Here is an 18,964-nt window from a genome sequence, read left to right on the forward strand (position 1 = left end):
AGTATTCTCAGTTTTTTTTATATGAACATATAAAAAAATATGAAATTTTAAGGAGGTACATTAATAGAATATACAAGGAGGAGGGGATTTTCATTATGGATATATCGCCAGATTTGAAAGTGACGCAACCGACAGTTACTTTAGTAAGCAATACATTTATTAAAATAGAAAATTATTTATCAATTATAACTTATGATACTAGTTTAATTAAAATAAAGACAAAAGTTAAAACAATAAAAATAACTGGGGATAAACTTTTATTAAAGTATATAGAAACAGAAGAGATTGGAATAAAAGGGCTTATATACTCCCTAGAGTATGTTGATTAGGAGGAGATAGTAGTGATAAGTTTCATAAGAGGATATTATACAATTGTTGTAGAAGGACTTGATACAGAAAGCTTTCTAAATTACCTTATAAGAAATAAAATATATGTTTACAATGTAAATAGGATGGAAAAAACTAAAATTGAATTTAATATTGATAGAGAAAATTTTAAAAGGTTAAAAAAAATTCATAGAAGTAACAAGTTTAATATTAAGGTTAAAAAACAGACAGGCATTCCTTTTATTGCTAGAAGAATATATACTTATAGAGGTATGGTTATATGTGCAATAATTTCTTTAATCATATTAATGTCCACATCCCAGTTTGTTACAGATGTGTATATTACAGTTCCAGAGGGAATAGACAAAGTGGCTCTAAAAAAGGAGCTCTACATACAAGGAGTTAAACCAGGAGTATACAAAAAGAGCATAGACAGAAAAGTTGTAAGAGAAAATATAATGGTTAAATTTAATCAAATTGCATATGTATCAATAAATGTTAAAGGAACTAATATTTTTGTAAATATAACAAAAAAAGACGGAAGTCAAAATTCCAAGGAAAACTCTAATTATTGTAATATTATAGCAACAAAAGATGGTATAATAGAAAAAGTAGTACCTAGAAGTGGGGAAGCTCTTGTTGAAGAAGGTGACATAGTAAAAAAAGGAGATGTTCTAGTTAATGGAGCAAATACAACAGCTTTACCAGAAGTGTGGGCAACGACTTTTTATGAAGCAAAAAAATCTTCAAATTACATAGATATTAAAAATCAAAGGACTGATAATAAGAAAAAAGTTTATACCATAAGTTTCTATGATAAGAAATATAAAATATTGAGAAATATAAAATATAAGGACTATGAAATTGAAAATAAAACACATGAGCTTAAAGTAGGAGATTATACATTTCCTGTGAAAATAATAGTAAGTACTTTTTATGAAGTGAAAAAAGTTGAAAATAAAATAGATGTTGAAAAAGTAAAAGAAGAATTATCATCATCAGTGCTAAAAGAGTTAGATTATAAAATTCCAGTATCAGCAAGGATAGTAGATTCCAAGGATAAATATAATGTAAATAAAAGTATGGTAGAATATGTAGTGACAGTAACTACAAGTGAAGATATAGCCCAGCTTGATATATTAAGTAAAAGTGAAGCACAAGCAATAATTAAGTCTAATCTAGAAAAGAAAAAGCAAGAAGAAGGAGAACAAAAGAGTTCAAATCCACAAAACAGACCTATTAATGATATAAGAAATGAATTTAAAGAAGAAGATATTAAGACTAATGATAAAGATAAAGAAAATTAATATACTGTATATCACTTAAGGAGGAATATTTCAATTGATTATACAAAAAAAATTTATAGTATCAGAAGAAAAATTTGAAAGAGAATTATTTGGGAATTTTGACGAAAATATAAAATTAATAGAAAATGCTTTAAATATAGATGTGATACTAAGAGAAGGTAATATAGTGCTAATGGGAGAAGAAAAAAATGTAGGCTTGGCACTTAGATTAATGAATGAATTACATGATTCAGTGTCTAAAGGCAAGTCTTTAGACAAGCAAAGTATTACCTACTCTTTGGGACTATTATTAGAAGGAAGTGAAAAAAAGATAAAAGAGCTAGAGGGTGTAATAGTTTTAACCAAAAAAGGAAATCCTGTACAGCCTAAAACTTTAGGCCAAAAAGAATATGTGGACCTGATTGGAAATAATGATATAACCTTTGGAATTGGTCCAGCAGGAACAGGAAAAACTTATTTGGCTGTAGCTATGGCAGTAAGAGCTTTTAAAAATGATGAGGTAAGTAGAATAATCCTTACAAGACCAGCTGTTGAAGCAGGGGAAAGTTTAGGTTTTTTGCCTGGAGATATGAAAGATAAAGTAGATCCTTATTTAAGACCTTTATATGACGCTTTATTTGATATGCTAGGACCTGATAGATTTAATAAATACTTAGAACGAGGAACAATAGAAGTAGCACCACTAGCTTTTATGAGAGGTAGAACTTTGGATAATGCATTTATTATACTAGATGAAGCCCAAAATACTACACCAGAACAAATGAAGATGTTTTTAACAAGACTTGGTTTTGGCTCAAAAGCTGTAGTAACTGGAGATATAACTCAAACTGATCTTCCAAATAATAAAAAAAGTGGATTAGTTCAGGCTACAAAAATACTCTCTAATGTAAGTGGGATAGGAAGTATTGCTCTAAGTGAAAAGGATGTTGTAAGACACGAGTTAGTTCAAAGAATAATTAGAGCGTATGAAAAATTTGAGAAAAAAGAAGAATTTAACTTAAATAAAAAACAAGAGACCAAAATAAAAGATAACAGTACAAAAAAATAAGGCGATAATAGAAGGTGAAAAAATGGAATTAATAATAGACAATAGACAAGACAAATTAGAAGTTAAAGAAGAACTAATAGAAAAAATAAAAGATATTATATCAGAGTGTTTAGATTATGAAGGTTATGATGACGACTACGAAGTAAGTTTATCTTTTGTTGACAATAAAGAAATACATCAATTAAATAGAGAGTTTAGAGGGGTAAATAGACCTACAGATGTATTATCATTTCCTCTTTTGGTAGATGAAGAATTTGACGTAGACTTTGGAGAAGAATCTTTAGGAGATATAGTTATTTCCTTAGAAAGAGCTTTTGAACAAAGTAGAGAATATAACCATAGTTTTGAAAGAGAAGTGTGTTTTTTAGTATGTCACAGTATGTTTCATTTATTAGGATACGATCATGACACAGAAGAAAATACAAAAGAAATGAGAGAAAAGGAAGAACTTATCTTAAATAAGCTTGGTATAACAAGGGAGTAATTTTTATGAAAGATAAAAAAACTCGCCCTAGTATTATAGAAGCATTTAATGCAGCTATTCAGGGTATATTATATACATTTAAATATGAGCGAAATATGAAAATACATTATTTTATAGCAGTTGCGGTGCTAATTGTAAGTTCGCGTTTTGATTTAAGTAAACTGGAGATGATGATATTAATATTATCTATTTCTCTAGTTATAATAGCTGAAATGTTTAACACTGCTATAGAAAATACAGTAGACTTAGTTACAGATAAATATCATAAGCTAGCTAAAATAGCAAAAGATGTGGCTGCAGGAGGCGTATTAATATCGGCTTTGAATGCAGTAGCAGTAGGTTATCTTATATTTTATGATAAATTCACGGATTTATCTAAATCCTTAATATTTACCATTAGAAAATCAGACCCCCATGTTACATTAATATGTATTGTATTAGTATTAATATCTGTTGTAGTAGTAAAAGCATTAACATCTACAGGAACACCGTTAAAAGGCGGAATGCCGAGTGGGCACTCAGCTCTTGCCTTTGCAGTAGCTACATCTATAACAATGTTAATAGAAAGACCTTTAGTATCAGCACTAGCTTATGTTATGGCAATATTAGTGGCGCAAAGTAGAATAGAAGGTAAGATACATACATTTTGGGAGACGGTTGCAGGTGCATTATTGGGTATTTTAGTGGCTATGTTAGTTTTCCAATTAAAAATAATTAACTTTTACTAAAATGTGTTATAATATTAGATGTTTATTTAATTTTTATAAAAAATATTAGTGAAATGAATAGATATATAAACCTAGGAAAAAATGAACAATAATATAAACAATCATAAAGAAAAGTTAGGAGAATCATAAATGTTTAAATCAGGCTTTGTAAGTATAGTAGGTAGACCAAATGTTGGTAAATCTACATTAATGAATAATGTAATAGGTGAAAAAATCGCCATAATGAGTGATAAACCTCAGACAACAAGAAATACAATACAGGCAGTATACACAAATGAAGATTGCCAAATCGTATTTTTAGATACACCAGGAATACATAAACCTAAAACTAAACTAGGTGAGTTTATGGTAAGTCAAGCAACAGATGCATTTAAAAATGTAGATGTAGTTTTGTTTGTTGTTGATGAATCTAAAAAAATAGGACCAGGAGATAAAAAAATAATAGAAGATTTAAGGAATATAAAAACTCCTGTAGTATTAGTAATAAATAAAATGGATTTAATAGAAGAAGCTGATTTGTTTAATTTAATGAAATTATATAATGAGGAAGGCATATTCAAAGAAATTGTGCCACTATCAGCATTAAAAGGTAGAAATGTAAAAGAATTACTAAAGGTAATAGAAGGTTACCTTGAAGAAGGACCTAAGTATTTCCCAGACTATATGATAACTGATCAACCAGAAAGAGTTTTAGTTTCTGAGTTAATTAGGGAAAAAGTACTACACTTTGTCCATGATGAAGTTCCTCATGGTGTAGCAGTAGAAATAGAACGAATGAAATTTAGAGAAGATAAAAACATCATAGATATTTCTGCGGTTATCTGTTGCGAAAGAAGTTCACATAAAGGTATAATTATAGGAAAGAATGGTAGAAAACTAAAAGGGATAGGAAAGTCAGCAAGAGAAGATATGGAATTGCTTTTAGGAGCTAAAGTTAATCTTCAATTATGGGTAAAAGTAAAAGAAAATTGGAGAAACTCTCAAAATTACATAAGTGATTTTGGTTACAATGATAAATAAAGGTGGATTATATGGATAAGAAACAAGAAGATTCCAGGGATTTGTTAAAGGATGTTATATCCTTACTTGAAAATAATAAATTATTAGATCTAATAGAATTACTAGAAGAATATCATATTATGGATATTTTCGATGTAATGGAAAATTTAGATGAAGATATGCAAATAAAATTATTTGAAGTATTGCCAATAGATATGTCTGCTTCTATTTTGGAAGAAAGTGGTCCAGATTTCTTTAAATCAATATTGTCTAATATAGACCAAGAACATGGCAGAAATATATTAGAACAAATGTCATTAGACGATTTAACAGATATTTTGAGCGAAATAGAAGAAGAAGAAAGACATAAAATAATGAATCTTTTAAGTAAAGAGGATGCTGATGATGTTAAAGAATTATTAGTATACGATGAAGATTCAGCTGGTGGTATAATGACTCCTGGTTATATTGAAATAAATAAAAATATGACTGCAAAAGAAGCAATAGATCACATGAGAGAAAATGCTTTAGATGCAGAGACAATATATTATATTTACGTAGTAGATAACGATGAAAAACTAGTTGGTGTTTTATCTCTTAGAGAATTAATAACAGCAAGAGATTCAGTTATTGTAGAAGATTTAATGAGTGAAAATATTATTTCAATAGATGTAGATGAAGATAGAGAAGAAGCAGTTAGATTAGTATCAAAATATGATTTAATTGCCATACCAGTAATAGATAAACAAGGAGTATTAAAGGGGATAATAACAGTAGATGATATTATAGATGTTATGGAAGAAGAAGCAAGTGAAGACTTATATAAGTTAGCAGGTTCTTCAGAACACGAAAGAGATGTGGCAGAAGATCAAAATGCCACACCACTTCAACAAGTAACATCCTCTGTTAGAGCTAGAATGCCATGGTTAATAATAATACTAATAATGGGATTATTATCAACAATACTTTTAACGAAACTAGATTTTGTTGGAGCAGATTCAACCTATGTAAATATACTTTTCTTCTTGCCTGTTATTTTATGTTTAGGTGGAAGTATAGGTATGCAATCATCATCTATAACAATAATGACCTTATCAAATAAAGATATGACATCTTTAAATAACACACTAAAAGAAATTTTAGTAGGTATAATAACAGGTGCATTATGTGGACTGATAGGAGGAGCTGGAACATATATTATAATTAACAATGAAAATATTGCTTTACTTGTGGGAATAGCAATAATGATAAATATGATATTTGGAGCTACTATTGGAGCCTTTGTCCCTGCTTTATTAAAAAAATTAGATATAGATACATCTATAGTATCTGCACCTCTAATTTCTGTAATACTTGATTTTATAGGAATATGTATATTTTTCTTAATAGTAACTATATTCCTGTAAAAAATTGTTTTTAAAAGATATGAATTATTTCCATCATTCTTACGAAAAATATTATAAATAATGTAAGAAGGGGGTAATAATATGCACAATATATGTTGGCAATTTTTTAAAAAAAGTGGAAGTATAGAAGCTTACTTGTATATTAATAATCATAAAGCCTTACTTAAAAAGAAAGAATAAAAGGGAGATAAGTAATGGTAATATTAAACACCCAGGGTATAGTGCTTAAATCAGTCACATATAAAGAGAATGATTTAATATTAACTATATATACTAGAAAGCTGGGAAAGATAGCTGCAATAGCTAGAGGCGCAAAGAAAAGTAAAAGTTCTTTATTGTCCTCTTCGCAAATATTTGCATATTCTAACTTTACATTAAAAAAAGAAGGAAATATGTATAGAGTAACCCAAAGTGAAATTATAAAAAGTTTTTATAACTTATCTTATAATTTTGAGGCTTTTTCTTATGCAACGCATATACTAAAATTATTAGACAATTTTGTTGTTGATAATCAATCTAATAACAGACTGTTTATATCGCTGGCTCAAACTCTTTACTTATTTTGTGAAGAAAATATAGATATGGAATACGTGAGCTTATGCTTTGAACTTAAATTTTTAGATTATGTAGGATTTAAGCCTATTGTTAATAAATGTGTAAGTTGTAACAATAATAATTTTAAAAATCCTGCATTTAATATATATGAAGGTGGAATATTATGTGAAAGGTGTAGTGATAATTTCCAACATAACTTAAGGATGAATATAACTACAGCAAATCTAATGGACTATATATTAAAAAATGATATGCTTATATGTTCAAAAGCTAAAGTATCTAAATATCTAATAAATGAGCTAAATAAGATTTTAAAAATTTACATGAACGAATATTTAGGAAGTATAAACGAAAAATCATTGAATGTTTTAAAAAGTCTAAATAAAAAGGGAGTGGAATAAATGAGTAAAATAACTATTGAAGCCATTGATCAGGTGATGGAAAGAGTGCCAGGAGTAACTTATTCTCAAGTAAAAGAGGCTCTTGAAAAATGTGATGGAGATGTGGTTGATGCTATAATTTTACTACAAGACAATTCTACAGGTTCACAAGAGGATAAAGATAAAAAATCATTTGAAGATGTATTTGGAAAAGACTCAGATAAAATAAAAGAAGAAGTAACAGAACTTTTAAGAAAAAGTAGCGTTATACGTATAGTTATTGAAAAAAATGGAAAAATAATAATGAATATACCTATTACTGTAGGAGTTGTTGGAGTAGTATTTGCACCGATATTATCATTAATAGGTTTATCAGCATCAGTACTTGCAAAATATAGAATAAAAATTGAAAATGAAGATGAAGGCACAACAGTTGATTTAGGCGAATTTAGCGAAGAAAAATTGAATATTATTAAAGATATGGTAAGTTCAGCTGCTAAAGATGTAAAACAAGCTGTTGATAAGAAAAATAAAAACACAGAAGATAAAAATGAATGTGATAATGACGAAGTTATAATTGATCTTAATAAAAACGACTACAGAGAAAAAAAGGATGAAGAATAACAAATAATGAGCTAGTTTATTGACAAATTTTTTATGTTTTGTTATTCTTACAAATATAAACGAAGTATTAAAAGGCCTTTCGTGGATACGGAAGGCCTTATTGCTATAAATAGTTAAGAAATTAAATTTAGGAGGTATTAATATGAATTTTCAAGATATGATACTAGCACTTCAAAGTTACTGGTCTAAGCAAGGATGTATCATGATGCAACCTTATGACGTGGAAAAAGGTGCAGGAACAATGAATCCAAACACTATCTTAAGATCATTAGGTCCAGAACCATGGAGTGTTTGTTATGTAGAACCATCAAGAAGACCTGCAGATGGTAGATATGGAGAAAATCCTAATAGATTATATCAACATCACCAATTCCAAGTTATTCTAAAGCCATCTCCAGAAAACATACAAGAACTATACTTAAAAAGTTTAGAAGCTATAGGAATTAATCCATTAGAACATGATATAAGATTTGTTGAAGATAACTGGGAATCAACTACTGTTGGTGCTTGGGGGCTTGGATGGGAAGTCTGGTTAGATGGTATGGAAGTTACTCAATTCACATACTTCCAACAAGTTGGAGGAATAGAGTGTGAGTTAGAAACTGGAGAAATAACATATGGATTAGAAAGACTTGCCATGTATATACAAGACGTTGACAGTGTTTATGATTTAAAGTGGAACGATAGTATAACTTATGGTGACGTGTTTAAAAAAGCTGAATTTGAAAATAGTACATATTCATTTGATGAGTGCGATGCAGATATGTTATTTAACTTATTTGATATATATGAAAAAGAAGCATTAAGAATAATAGAAAGAGGGCTTGTAGTACCAGCATATGACTATGTGTTAAAATGTTCTCATACTTTTAATACATTAGATGCTAGAGGAGCTATAGGTGTAAGTCAAAGAGCATCATTTATAGGTAGAGTTAGAAACATGGCAAAAGCTGTAGCTGAACTTTATGTTAAGCAAAGAGAAGAAATGGGATATCCACTATTAAAGGAAGGTGACAAATAATGAATAATTACCTTTTATTAGAGATTGGGGTAGAAGAATTACCATCAAGATTTGGACAAACTACATTAGATCAAATAGAAAATAATTTAAGTAAGTTACTTAAAGATGAAAGAGTAAGTTTTAACAAAATAGAAAAGTATGCAACTCCAAGAAGATTAACTTTTGTTATAGTTGACTTAGCTGATAAAGCAAGTGACTTAGAGGAAGAAGTTAAAGGGCCTGCTAAAAAAATAGCAGTAGATGATGAAGGAAACTTTACAAAACCTGCTCTTGGGTTTATGAGAAGTAAAGGTTTAGACCCAGAAAATGTATACTTTAAGCAAGTAGGAAATGCTGAATACTTATTTAGTACAATTAAGCAAGAAGGAAAAGATACTAAAGAAGTGTTAAAAAATATAATTCCTGAAGCTATTAAAAATGTAACTTTCCCTAAAGCAATGCGTTGGGGTGGTAAAAACATGAGATTTGCTAGACCAATAAGATGGATGGTTACATTATTAAATAATGAAGTACTAGAGGTAAACCTAGAGGGTATAAAATCTTCTAATATTACTAAAGGTCATAGATTCTTAGGAGAAAAAGAATTTGAAGTAAATTCAATAGAAGATTATTTTGAAAAATTAGAAAAGAACTTTGTGGTATTAGATCAACATAAAAGAAAAGAAATGATAAAAGAACAAGCTATAGAAGTAGCTAATTCTTTAGGTGGAGAAGTTGAATTAGATGATGATTTACTAGAAGAAATAACATTCTTAGTAGAATATCCAACAGCTTTTTATGGTGAGTTTGACGAAGAATATGTTAAGTTACCAAAAGAAGTTGTAACTACACCAATGAAAGAACATCAAAGATACTTCCCAGTATTAAAAGATGGAAAATTATTACCAAACTTTATAGCTGTTAGAAATGGTGATTCTAATAGAATAGATTTAGTTAAAGCTGGGAATGAGAAAGTTCTTAGAGCTAGACTTGCAGATGCTTTATTCTTCTACAATGAAGATACTAAAAAGTCTTTAGAAAGTTTTGTTGATAAATTACATACAGTAGTATTCCAAGCTAAACTTGGTACAGTTTATGATAAAACATTAAGAATAGAAAAATTATCTAAAGTTATACTTGATGAATTAAATATGACTGAGAGTGCCCAAAATACTTCAAGAGCAGCTAAACTTTGTAAAGCTGACCTTGTAACTAATATGGTATTCGAGTTTACTGAACTTCAAGGTATAATGGGTAGGGATTATGCAAAAGTAAGTGGAGAAAATGAAGAAGTATGCCAAGGTATATTTGAGCATTATCTACCAAGATTTGCAGGTGATATATTACCAAAAACTAATGCAGGTATAGCTTTATCTATAGCTGACAAACTAGATTCAATAGCAGGATTTTTTGCTATAGGAATTAAGCCATCAGGATCTCAAGACCCTTATGCTCTAAGACGTCAAGCCTTAGGAATACTTTCTATATTATTAGATAAAAAATTATCTGTTAACTTAAATAATTTAATAAATGCAGCACTAGATAACTATTCTAGCTTAGAATTTAATAAAGAAGAAGTAGCTTCTCAAATAGTTGAATTCTTTGTTGAAAGAGTTAAAAATCTATTCAAAGATTTAGGAATAAGATATGATGTCATAGATGCAGTATTAAATAGTAATTTAGATGATATATCAGATATACATACAAGAGCTCTTGAACTAAATAGATGGCTTCAAAAAGACGAACTAGTTGAAATGTTAACTGCTTTCAACAGAGTTTCTACTTTAGCAGAGAAGGCAACTACTGATATAGTTAAAGAAGAACTATTAAAAGAAGATGCAGAAATTAAATTAAATAATGGATTTAATGAAATAAAATCAAATGTGGAGGCTTTGTTGGCAGATAAAAAATATAATGAAGCTTTAGATGCTTTCGCTATACTAAGACCATTAGTTGATAATTTATTTGACAATGTAATGATAATGGACAAAGATGAAGCAATAAAAGAAAATAGACTTGGATTATTAAAACAAATTTACAGCACAATGCTTACTATTTGTGATTTATCTAAGATAGTTTATAAATAAACAATTATATAAAAATACTGGCCTTCCTTTTGAATCCAAAATAAAGGAAGGCATTTTTTGCTTAGGATATTTAGTGTAACACAAATACTATGTATAAATTGATATAGTGTGTATTAATATTAATGGTACAGTAAAAACTAAGTACATACATGATGAAAATAATTAAAAATATATCATAAATAATGAAAAAATCTATTTACACAATAGCATATATGGATATATAATATACTATATAAGGTGTAACGGAGATAAAGTATAGCATATTGAAAGAAGGTGATTGTCATTCAACTAAATCAAAGACAACAAAAGATAATAGAAATAGTAAAAGAAGATGAACCTATAACAAGTGAGCAAATTGCTTCTATATTAAATGTTACTCGTGCTACGTTAAGATCAGATTTAGCAATCCTAACAATGACGGGAATATTAGATGCTAGACCAAAAGTAGGTTACTTTTATTCGGGAATAAATAAACTTAACTTAGTAGGAAACGACATGAAAAATAAAAAGGTTGAAGATATCATGAGTATTCCTGTAATAGCAAAAAAAGATGATAGTTTATATGAAGTAATAGTAAATATGTTTTTATCAGATGTGGGAAGTATTTTTATCATAGATGATGATGAAGGTTTATGCGGTATAGTATCGAGAAAAGATTTATTAAAGGCAACTATAGGTGGTGCAGATATGAATAAAATGCCTATAGGAATGATAATGACTAGAACTCCTAATATTATTACAGTAGAAAAAGAAGACAGTGTTATCTTAGTAGCTAAAAAAATAATAGAGCATGAAATAGATTCTATTCCAGTAGTTGAAAATATAGATGATAAAATCAAGGTAATAGGAAAAATATCAAAAACAAACATTACAAAATTATTTTTAGAGATTGTAGACAATTAAGGAGGAGAATATGGAGAGTTTTATATTATATGCAATATCCGATTCAATAGGGGAGACTGCACAACAAGTTGCTAAGGCAGCCATATCGCAGTTTGATATAAAAGAAGAAACTTACGATATAAGAAGATTTCCTTATGTGTCTAGCAAGGAAGTTCTTCTTGAAATCTTAGAAAGTGCTAAAAGTGAAAATGCTATAGTTGTCTATACTCTAGTAAGTGAACATTTAGGCGATATTGTTGAAAATTTCTGTTCAAAAGAAAATTTACACTGTGTAGACTTAATGTCTCAAATATTAAATATATTAACAGAAAAAATAGGAGCATCTCCAAAGAGAGAGCCTGGTATAATCAGAAGAATGAATGAAGAATACTTCAGAAGAATAGAGGCTATAGAATTTGCTGTTAAGTATGATGATGGTAAAGACCCAAGAGGAGTATTAAAGGCAGATTTAGTACTAGTTGGTATATCAAGAACGTCAAAAACTCCACTTAGTATGTACCTAGCAAATAGAAATATAAAAGTAGCAAATATTCCTTTAGTACCAGAAATACCAATACCAAAAGAAATATATGAAATAAATCCTAAAAAAATAATAGGACTTACTAACACACCAGAAAAACTTAATGAGATAAGACAAGCAAGACTTAAAGCTCTTGGATTATCAAGTAGTGCAAATTACGCTAAATTAGATAGAATTTTAGAAGAGTTAGATTACTCTGAAGAAGTAATGAAGAAGCTATCTTGTCCAGTTATTAATGTTGCCAATAAAGCAATAGAAGAAACAGCTGGATTAATTATAGATATTATGAAAGAAAATGGTTTAAAGAAAAAAATACACACAGCTAATTAAAATCTTTTTAAGATTTGCATAAATAAATATTTCAAAGGGGATTCGTGATATGAGTGTTAAATACGTTTATAGCTTTAATGAAGGAAGTAAAGAAATGAAATCATTATTAGGAGGGAAAGGAGCTAACTTAGCAGAAATGACTAAAATAGGACTTCCTGTGCCTCCTGGGTTTACTATAACAACTGAGTCATGTATCGATTATTATGAAAACAACAAAACAATAAAGCAAGAAATTATAAACCAAATTGAAGAAAAGTTATCTTCTCTAGAAAAAGATTTAAACAAACAATTAGGAAGTGAAGAAAACCCGCTTCTTGTGTCTGTTCGTTCAGGTGCAGTTATATCAATGCCAGGTATGATGGATACTATATTAAATCTTGGATTGAATGATAATACAGTTAAAGCATTGGCAATAGCAACTGATAACGATAGATTTGCATATGATAGTTATAGAAGATTTATACAAATGTTCTCTGATGTTGCTATGGAAGTTCCAAAATACAAATTTGAAAATGTTCTAAATAACTACAAAGAAGAAAATAATTTTAAATTTGACACAGACTTAACATGTGATCATTTAAAATCAGTAGTAGAAGACTATAAAGCAATATATAAAAAAGAAGTTGGAGAAGATTTTCCACAAGAGCCTAAAAAACAATTAATGTTAGCAGTAGAAGCTGTATTTAGATCTTGGAATAACCCAAGAGCTATAGTATATCGTAGATTAAATGATATTCCAAATGATTTGGGAACTGCAGTTAATATACAATCAATGGTATTTGGTAACATGGGAGATACTTCTGGTACAGGAGTTGCTTTCACAAGAGACCCTGGAACAGGAGAAAACAAGTTATTAGGAGAATACTTAATAAATGCACAAGGTGAAGATGTTGTTGCAGGTATAAGAACTCCAGAGCCTATAGCTACACTTGAAAAAGCAATGCCAGAGATTTACAAACAGTTTATAGATACTGTTAAAAAATTAGAAAATCATTATAAAGATATGCAAGATGTTGAGTTTACTATAGAAAAAGGAAGATTATTCTTCTTACAAACTAGAAATGGTAAAAGAACAGCTGCATCTGCTATAAATGTTGCAGTAGATTTAGTTGAAGAAGGTTTAATAAGTAAAGAAGAAGCTATAATGAGAGTTGAGCCTAAGCAATTAGATCAATTATTACATCCAAAGTTTGAAGATAAAGCATTAAAAGAAGCTACAGTTTTAGCTAAAGGGTTACCAGCATCACCAGGGGCAGGAAGTGGTAAAATTTACTTTACTGCTGAAGAGGCTGTAGAAGCTTCAAAAAACGGAGAAAAAGTAATACTTGTTAGACAAGAAACATCTCCAGAAGATATAGAAGGAATGGTTTGTTCTCAAGGTATACTTACTGCAAGAGGTGGTATGACTTCTCATGCTGCAGTTGTGGCTAGAGGTATGGGTAAATGTTGTGTCGCTGGCTGTGGAGAAATAAAAGTTGATGAAATAGCCAAAGAAGTAAGAAGAGACAACTTAGTTCTAAGAGAAGGCGATTTCATATCTATAGATGGTTCTACAGGTATTGTTTACTTAGGAGATGTAGCTAAAACAAAAGTATCTATGACAGGCAATTTTGAAAAATTAATGAACTGGGTTGACGAAGTTAGAGATATGAAGGTTAGAACTAATGCAGATAATCCAAGAGACTCAAAAGCTGCTGTTGATTTTGGTGCAGAAGGTATAGGACTTTGTAGAACTGAGCATATGTTCTTTGATGAAGATAGAATACCTGCTGTTAGAAAAATGATATTATCAAATACTGTTGAAGATAGAGTTGAAGCATTAGATAAGTTATTACCTATGCAACAACAAGATTTTGTTGATATATACAAGGTTATGGGTGACAGACCGGTTAATATAAGACTATTGGATCCACCACTACATGAATTCTTACCACATGATGATGAAACAATAGAACAATTAGCTAAGGATATGAATATTCAAGCTAGTGAAATCAAAAAGAGAATAGTGGACTTAGCAGAATTTAACCCTATGCTTGGCCACAGAGGATGTAGACTAGCAGTTACTTATCCAGAAATAGCTGTAATGCAAACTAAAGCTATAATAAATGCTGCTATAGAAGTTAATAAAGAAGGTTTAAATGTTGAACCAGAAATAATGATACCACTTGTTGGAGCTTTAAATGAATTTAAAGTAGTTAAAAATATTATAGTTGAAACAGCAAATGCAATTATAAAAGATAGCAACGTAGATTTAAAATATACTGTAGGTACAATGATAGAGATACCGAGAGCTTGTTTAATAGCTGATGAAATAGCAAGAGAAGCTGATTTCTTCTCATTTGGAACAAATGACTTAACACAAATGACATTTGGGTATTCTAGAGATGACGCTGGAAAATTCTTAGGTCAATATGTGGATGAAGAAATCTTAGAAAAAGATCCATTCCAAGTGTTAGACCAAAATGGTGTTGGTAAATTAGTGAAAATGGCAACAACACTAGCAAGAGAAGAAAAAGGTAATAATATTAAACTTGGAATATGTGGAGAGCATGGAGGAGATCCTACATCAGTAGAATTCTGTTATGAGACAGGACTTAACTATGTATCTTGTTCACCATATAGAGTTCCAATAGCTAGACTTGCAGCTGCACAAGCAACTATTAAGAAAAAATCAAAATAGAAACATAAATAATAAGATATAATAAAAAGGTCAAAGTGTAAGCACTTTGACCTTTTTATTATATCTTTATCATCCTGTAGCCAACACCTACATGAGTTTGAATATACTGAGGATGAGAAGTATCAGTTTCAATTTTTTTTCGAAGTGTGGCCATATAAACTCTTAAAGAAGAAACATAACTATCCCAAGAACTTCCCCAAATTTCCTTTGTCATATAAGTATGAGTCAAAACTTTTCCAACATTTCTAGCAAGTAGACAAATTAATTTATACTCAATAGGCGTTAGATGCAATTCTTCATTGTTTTTATAAACACATCCACTAGCATAGTCAATTTTTAAATCACCATTATTAAAAATTGAACTTTCTGTAGTGGCAGACTGCATGTTATTTAATCTACGCAAAGTAACTCTTAGTCTTGCAAGAAGTTCATCAATAGAGAATGGTTTAGTTATAAAGTCATCTGCACCTGCATCCAAAGCATCTATTTTATCTTTATCTTCACTTCTTGCGCTTATTACAATGATAGGTACATTAGACCAGGATCGAATTTTTTTTATAATATCAATACCATCTATATCAGGAAGTCCTAAGTCTAGAAAAATAACATCAGGGTTATTAGAAGTTGCGTCTAATATGGCAGACTCACCGTTTGAAGCAGTGTGATAATTGTAATTATGTGTTTCTAAAGTAGTTGATATTAAATTCTTAACTGCTTTATCATCTTCTATTATTAAAATTAATGGTTTATTCATGTAAGTTTACCTCCTCCAATGGTAATGTAAATGAGAATATTGTTCCGTGAGGCTTGTTGTCTTTTACATCTATTTCTCCTCCGTGAGCTAAAATAATAGATTTACAAAGAGCTAATCCTAAACCTAAACTACGCTTACTATCAACAATTTGATTGTTAACAGTGTAAAACATATCAAAGATTTTATCTTTATCTTTATCAGACAGACCATTACCATCATCACTAATTTCTACTAAAACCATATCTTCATTTTTTTGTGTATGAATATTAATATGGGTGTTTTCTGGTGTATATTTAAGTGCATTATCTACAATATTTATAATTACTTGTATTATTAATTTGGCATCCATTTTTGCAAAAATTATATCGTGTGAGCTAGTAACCTCTACAAAGTGATTTATGCTTTTTCTTTTAATATGTCTAAGGGCTTCATTTATTACTTCTTCCATAAGTTCAGGCTTCATATTTAGAATCATTGTATTATCTTCAATTTTAGTAGCAGCAAGTAAATTTTCTACCAAATTAATTAGCCATAAAGAGTCTTCATGAATATCAGAATAAAGTTGAACTCTTTTTTCCTTAGAAATAATTTTTTCGTCTTTTAATAGCATTTCCGAGTTGCCAAATATGCTAGTTAGAGGAGTTCGTAAATCATGAGAAATAGAGCGTAGTAAATTAGCTCTTAACTGCTCGTTCTTTGCAAGAGTGGCAGCTTCTTCTCTTTGCTTACTTATAAAATTATTTTCTAAAGCAATAGCACATTCGCCTAATATGGATAACATAATATTATTTTCAAAAGAGTCTAAAGAATCATTTTCTAAAGCAATACCTACTACACCATAAACTCTTTTACCAACTCTTATTGCTAAATACAAACATTTAGAATTTCCTAGTGTGTTTGTAGTTGCACCTGCATGTTTATTATTTTTAAACACCCACTGAGCTACAGCTTTTTCGTTAGATGTAATAAACTTAGATGTGTCACAAGCGTACTCGGCAGGTGAAAAAATAATAGGATCTAATAACTGATTATCTTCTGAATTATAAAATATAATATTTTTATTTAATAATTTTGCCAATTGTATAGCTGTAACTTTAATAATTCCTTCTTTTTTACTTTCTTGTTGTAAAAGCTGATTAGTTTCAAGCAAAATCTTAGTACGATAAGCCATATAGGCAGATTGATTAGCTTGACGTTTTATCTTAGAAGCAAGAGATCCTGTTAAAAATGCTGATATAAACATAATAACGAAGGTTACTGGATAGCCAGCATCATAAGAGTTAAAAGTAAACCTCGGATCAGTAAAGAAAAAATTAAATACAAAGACACTTATAAATGCAGATATAATACTTTGTAACGTATTTTCTGTAAGTATTGCTGTAACTAAAACACCTAAAATATATACAGTTATAATATTAGACTCACTAAAACCAAGAGAGAAAAATACAAAACTTATAATAGTTGCTAAGATTAAAACACACAAAGATATAAATAAATCCTTTAATGTTATTGTCGACTTAATATTAATCTGTGCATTTGAAGAATAGCTAAATGATGCTGAATCGGGAATAATATAAATATCTAAATTGGGTGCATAAGAAGTAAGTCTTTCGGTTAAAGGTGATTTTCCAAAGAAGTATTTTCTCCTGCTGTTACTTCTACCAAGTATTACCTTGGAAATGCCTGCAAGTCTTGCGAATTCAGCTATTTGCAGAGCTATATCATCTCCAGTGACTGTTTCTATTTTAGCTCCTAGTTGTTCTGCTAAATGAATATTATTTCTTAAACGAATTTTATCTTCTTCCTTCATATTATCAAAGTCAGATGTTTCAACGAATAAGCCAATAAATTCTCCTCTAAAAGCAGAAGCCATTCTAGCTGCGCTCCTAATGATTTTACTATTAGTAGGAGAAGAAGATAGACAAACTAATATTTTCTCATCTGTAAAATAACTAGCAGCGTCATTTTGTTTTACTTTTTCTGAAATTTTATTAACTCTATCAGCACTTCTTCTTAATGCAATTTCTCTTAAAGCAGTTAGATTTTCAATGCTAAAAAAGTTAACTAATGCATTTCTTGCTTGTATTGGTGCATATATTTTGCCTTCGTTCAACCTTTCAATAAGCTCCTCTGGTTCTATATCTACAAGTTCCACTTGATCTGCATTATCGAAGACATAGTCGGGTATTCTTTCACGAACTGTAATCTTTGTTATAGAAGATACAATATCATTTAAGCTTTCTATGTGTTGAACATTAACAGTAGTATAAACATCAAATCCTAAATTTAGGAGTTCGTTTATATCTTGATATCTTTTTAAATGGCGACATCCAGTAGCATTTGTATGAGCTAATTCATCTACCAATATAACTTGTGGATTTCTTTTTATGACTAAATCAATGTTGAACTCATTCAAATTAAGGCTTTTATGTTTTATATTAAGTGTTGGAATAACCTCCAGGCCTTTTAAAAGTTCTTTTGTTTCAGGTCTTGCATGAGGCTCAATATATCCAACAACTACATCTATGCCAGAATCTTTTGCTTTATGGGCAGCTTTTAACATGGCATAAGTTTTACCAACACCAGCAGCATATCCAAAAAAGATTTTAAGATGGCCTCTTCCTTTTGATCTCTCTTCATAGTTTATTTTTTTTAATATTTTATCTGGATTAATTTTTCTATCTATCATAATAAATACCTCAAAATGTAATTATGCTATAATCTTAACAGAATACGTGTTATTAATGTATTATAGTTTTATATAATTGTATTAAAATTATATAAAGATTCATATTAAAATAATGTTAAATTTTAATTTATTAAACTTATATA

16 protein-coding genes are annotated in these 18,964 nt (G+C 29.4%); 14 read left to right on the forward strand and 2 right to left on the reverse strand.

The annotated features are described in order from the left end of the window. The first annotated feature begins 95 nt into the window (after positions 1-95). The 14 genes from JW646_RS13175 (at position 96) to ppdK (ending at position 15,378) form a co-directional block, all read left to right on the forward strand. Positions 96-329: a YabP/YqfC family sporulation protein gene (locus tag JW646_RS13175; protein ID WP_074914851.1), complete on the forward strand. Its 234-nt coding sequence runs from the start codon at positions 96-98 to the stop codon at positions 327-329. A gap of 12 nt (positions 330-341) precedes the next feature. Then, entirely contained in the window at positions 342-1,634 is a 1,293-nt protein-coding gene (locus JW646_RS13180; protein ID WP_228415412.1) for a sporulation protein YqfD, read from the forward strand. Positions 1,635-1,668: 34 nt separating this feature from the next. Next, positions 1,669-2,682, forward strand: a complete 1,014-nt coding sequence (locus JW646_RS13185; RefSeq protein ID WP_148556113.1) for a PhoH family protein — start codon at positions 1,669-1,671, stop codon at positions 2,680-2,682. A 22-nt stretch (positions 2,683-2,704) separates the two neighbouring features. Then, positions 2,705-3,166, forward strand: a complete 462-nt coding sequence (gene ybeY / locus JW646_RS13190) for an rRNA maturation RNase YbeY (RefSeq protein ID WP_074914857.1) — start codon at positions 2,705-2,707, stop codon at positions 3,164-3,166. A 5-nt stretch (positions 3,167-3,171) separates the two neighbouring features. After that, complete coding sequence (locus JW646_RS13195) at positions 3,172-3,894, forward strand: diacylglycerol kinase (RefSeq protein WP_074914859.1); 723 nt, start codon at positions 3,172-3,174, stop codon at positions 3,892-3,894. 129 nt (positions 3,895-4,023) lie between these two features. Continuing rightward, positions 4,024-4,914, forward strand: a complete 891-nt coding sequence (gene era / locus JW646_RS13200) for a GTPase Era (RefSeq protein ID WP_074914860.1) — start codon at positions 4,024-4,026, stop codon at positions 4,912-4,914. An 11-nt stretch (positions 4,915-4,925) separates the two neighbouring features. Beyond that, a complete protein-coding gene (gene mgtE / locus JW646_RS13205; RefSeq protein WP_228415413.1) occupies positions 4,926-6,299 on the forward strand; it encodes a magnesium transporter in 1,374 nt (457 codons plus the stop codon). Positions 6,300-6,493: 194 nt separating this feature from the next. Further along, positions 6,494-7,255: a DNA repair protein RecO gene (recO, locus tag JW646_RS13210; RefSeq protein WP_228415414.1), complete on the forward strand. Its 762-nt coding sequence runs from the start codon at positions 6,494-6,496 to the stop codon at positions 7,253-7,255. Then, positions 7,256-7,858 (forward strand): DUF4342 domain-containing protein, encoded by a 603-nt coding sequence (locus JW646_RS13215; RefSeq protein WP_074914865.1) that lies wholly within the window; start codon positions 7,256-7,258, stop codon positions 7,856-7,858. 142 nt (positions 7,859-8,000) lie between these two features. After that, positions 8,001-8,879: a glycine--tRNA ligase subunit alpha gene (gene glyQ / locus JW646_RS13220; RefSeq protein WP_074914867.1), complete on the forward strand. Its 879-nt coding sequence runs from the start codon at positions 8,001-8,003 to the stop codon at positions 8,877-8,879. Beyond that, positions 8,879-10,945: a glycine--tRNA ligase subunit beta gene (gene glyS, locus JW646_RS13225; RefSeq protein WP_228415415.1), complete on the forward strand. Its 2,067-nt coding sequence runs from the start codon at positions 8,879-8,881 to the stop codon at positions 10,943-10,945. The genes glyQ and glyS overlap by 1 nt, the downstream gene beginning before the upstream one ends. Positions 10,946-11,218: 273 nt before the next feature. Then, entirely contained in the window at positions 11,219-11,848 is a 630-nt protein-coding gene (locus tag JW646_RS13230; RefSeq protein WP_074914871.1) for a helix-turn-helix transcriptional regulator, read from the forward strand. A 10-nt stretch (positions 11,849-11,858) separates the two neighbouring features. Further along, a complete protein-coding gene (locus JW646_RS13235) occupies positions 11,859-12,698 on the forward strand; it encodes a pyruvate, water dikinase regulatory protein (protein ID WP_074914874.1) in 840 nt (279 codons plus the stop codon). Between the two features lie 49 nt (positions 12,699-12,747). Continuing rightward, on the forward strand, positions 12,748-15,378 hold the full coding sequence (ppdK, locus tag JW646_RS13240; RefSeq protein WP_148556117.1) for a pyruvate, phosphate dikinase: 2,631 nt from the start codon (positions 12,748-12,750) through the stop codon (positions 15,376-15,378). Between the two features lie 58 nt (positions 15,379-15,436). Here the strand turns inward: ppdK and JW646_RS13245 are convergent, their stop codons facing one another. Beyond that, entirely contained in the window at positions 15,437-16,132 is a 696-nt protein-coding gene (locus JW646_RS13245) for a response regulator (protein ID WP_074914878.1), read from the reverse strand. Next, positions 16,125-18,821, reverse strand: a complete 2,697-nt coding sequence (locus tag JW646_RS13250) for a sensor histidine kinase (protein WP_228415416.1) — start codon at positions 18,819-18,821, stop codon at positions 16,125-16,127. The genes JW646_RS13245 and JW646_RS13250 overlap by 8 nt, the downstream gene beginning before the upstream one ends. Positions 18,822-18,964 lie beyond the last annotated feature (143 nt).

Source organism: Terrisporobacter hibernicus (assembly GCF_020809405.1).
GTDB classification, from domain to species: Bacteria; Bacillota; Clostridia; order Peptostreptococcales; family Peptostreptococcaceae; genus Terrisporobacter; species Terrisporobacter petrolearius.

What these genes read in the sequence shown, in the direction of transcription:
- JW646_RS13175 (WP_074914851.1), top strand. Translation starts at nt 96, where the DNA reads ATGGATATATCGCCAGATTTGAAAGTGACGCAACCGACAGTTACTTTA.
- ppdK (WP_148556117.1), top strand. Translation starts at nt 12,748, where the DNA reads ATGAGTGTTAAATACGTTTATAGCTTTAATGAAGGAAGTAAAGAAATG.
- mgtE (WP_228415413.1), top strand. Translation starts at nt 4,926, where the DNA reads ATGGATAAGAAACAAGAAGATTCCAGGGATTTGTTAAAGGATGTTATA.
- JW646_RS13195 (WP_074914859.1), top strand. Translation starts at nt 3,172, where the DNA reads ATGAAAGATAAAAAAACTCGCCCTAGTATTATAGAAGCATTTAATGCA.
- era (WP_074914860.1), top strand. Translation starts at nt 4,024, where the DNA reads ATGTTTAAATCAGGCTTTGTAAGTATAGTAGGTAGACCAAATGTTGGT.
- JW646_RS13250 (WP_228415416.1), bottom strand. Translation starts at nt 18,821, where the DNA reads ATGATAGATAGAAAAATTAATCCAGATAAAATATTAAAAAAAATAAAC.
- glyS (WP_228415415.1), top strand. Translation starts at nt 8,879, where the DNA reads ATGAATAATTACCTTTTATTAGAGATTGGGGTAGAAGAATTACCATCA.
- ybeY (WP_074914857.1), top strand. Translation starts at nt 2,705, where the DNA reads ATGGAATTAATAATAGACAATAGACAAGACAAATTAGAAGTTAAAGAA.
- JW646_RS13235 (WP_074914874.1), top strand. Translation starts at nt 11,859, where the DNA reads ATGGAGAGTTTTATATTATATGCAATATCCGATTCAATAGGGGAGACT.
- JW646_RS13215 (WP_074914865.1), top strand. Translation starts at nt 7,256, where the DNA reads ATGAGTAAAATAACTATTGAAGCCATTGATCAGGTGATGGAAAGAGTG.
- glyQ (WP_074914867.1), top strand. Translation starts at nt 8,001, where the DNA reads ATGAATTTTCAAGATATGATACTAGCACTTCAAAGTTACTGGTCTAAG.
- recO (WP_228415414.1), top strand. Translation starts at nt 6,494, where the DNA reads ATGGTAATATTAAACACCCAGGGTATAGTGCTTAAATCAGTCACATAT.
- JW646_RS13245 (WP_074914878.1), bottom strand. Translation starts at nt 16,132, where the DNA reads ATGAATAAACCATTAATTTTAATAATAGAAGATGATAAAGCAGTTAAG.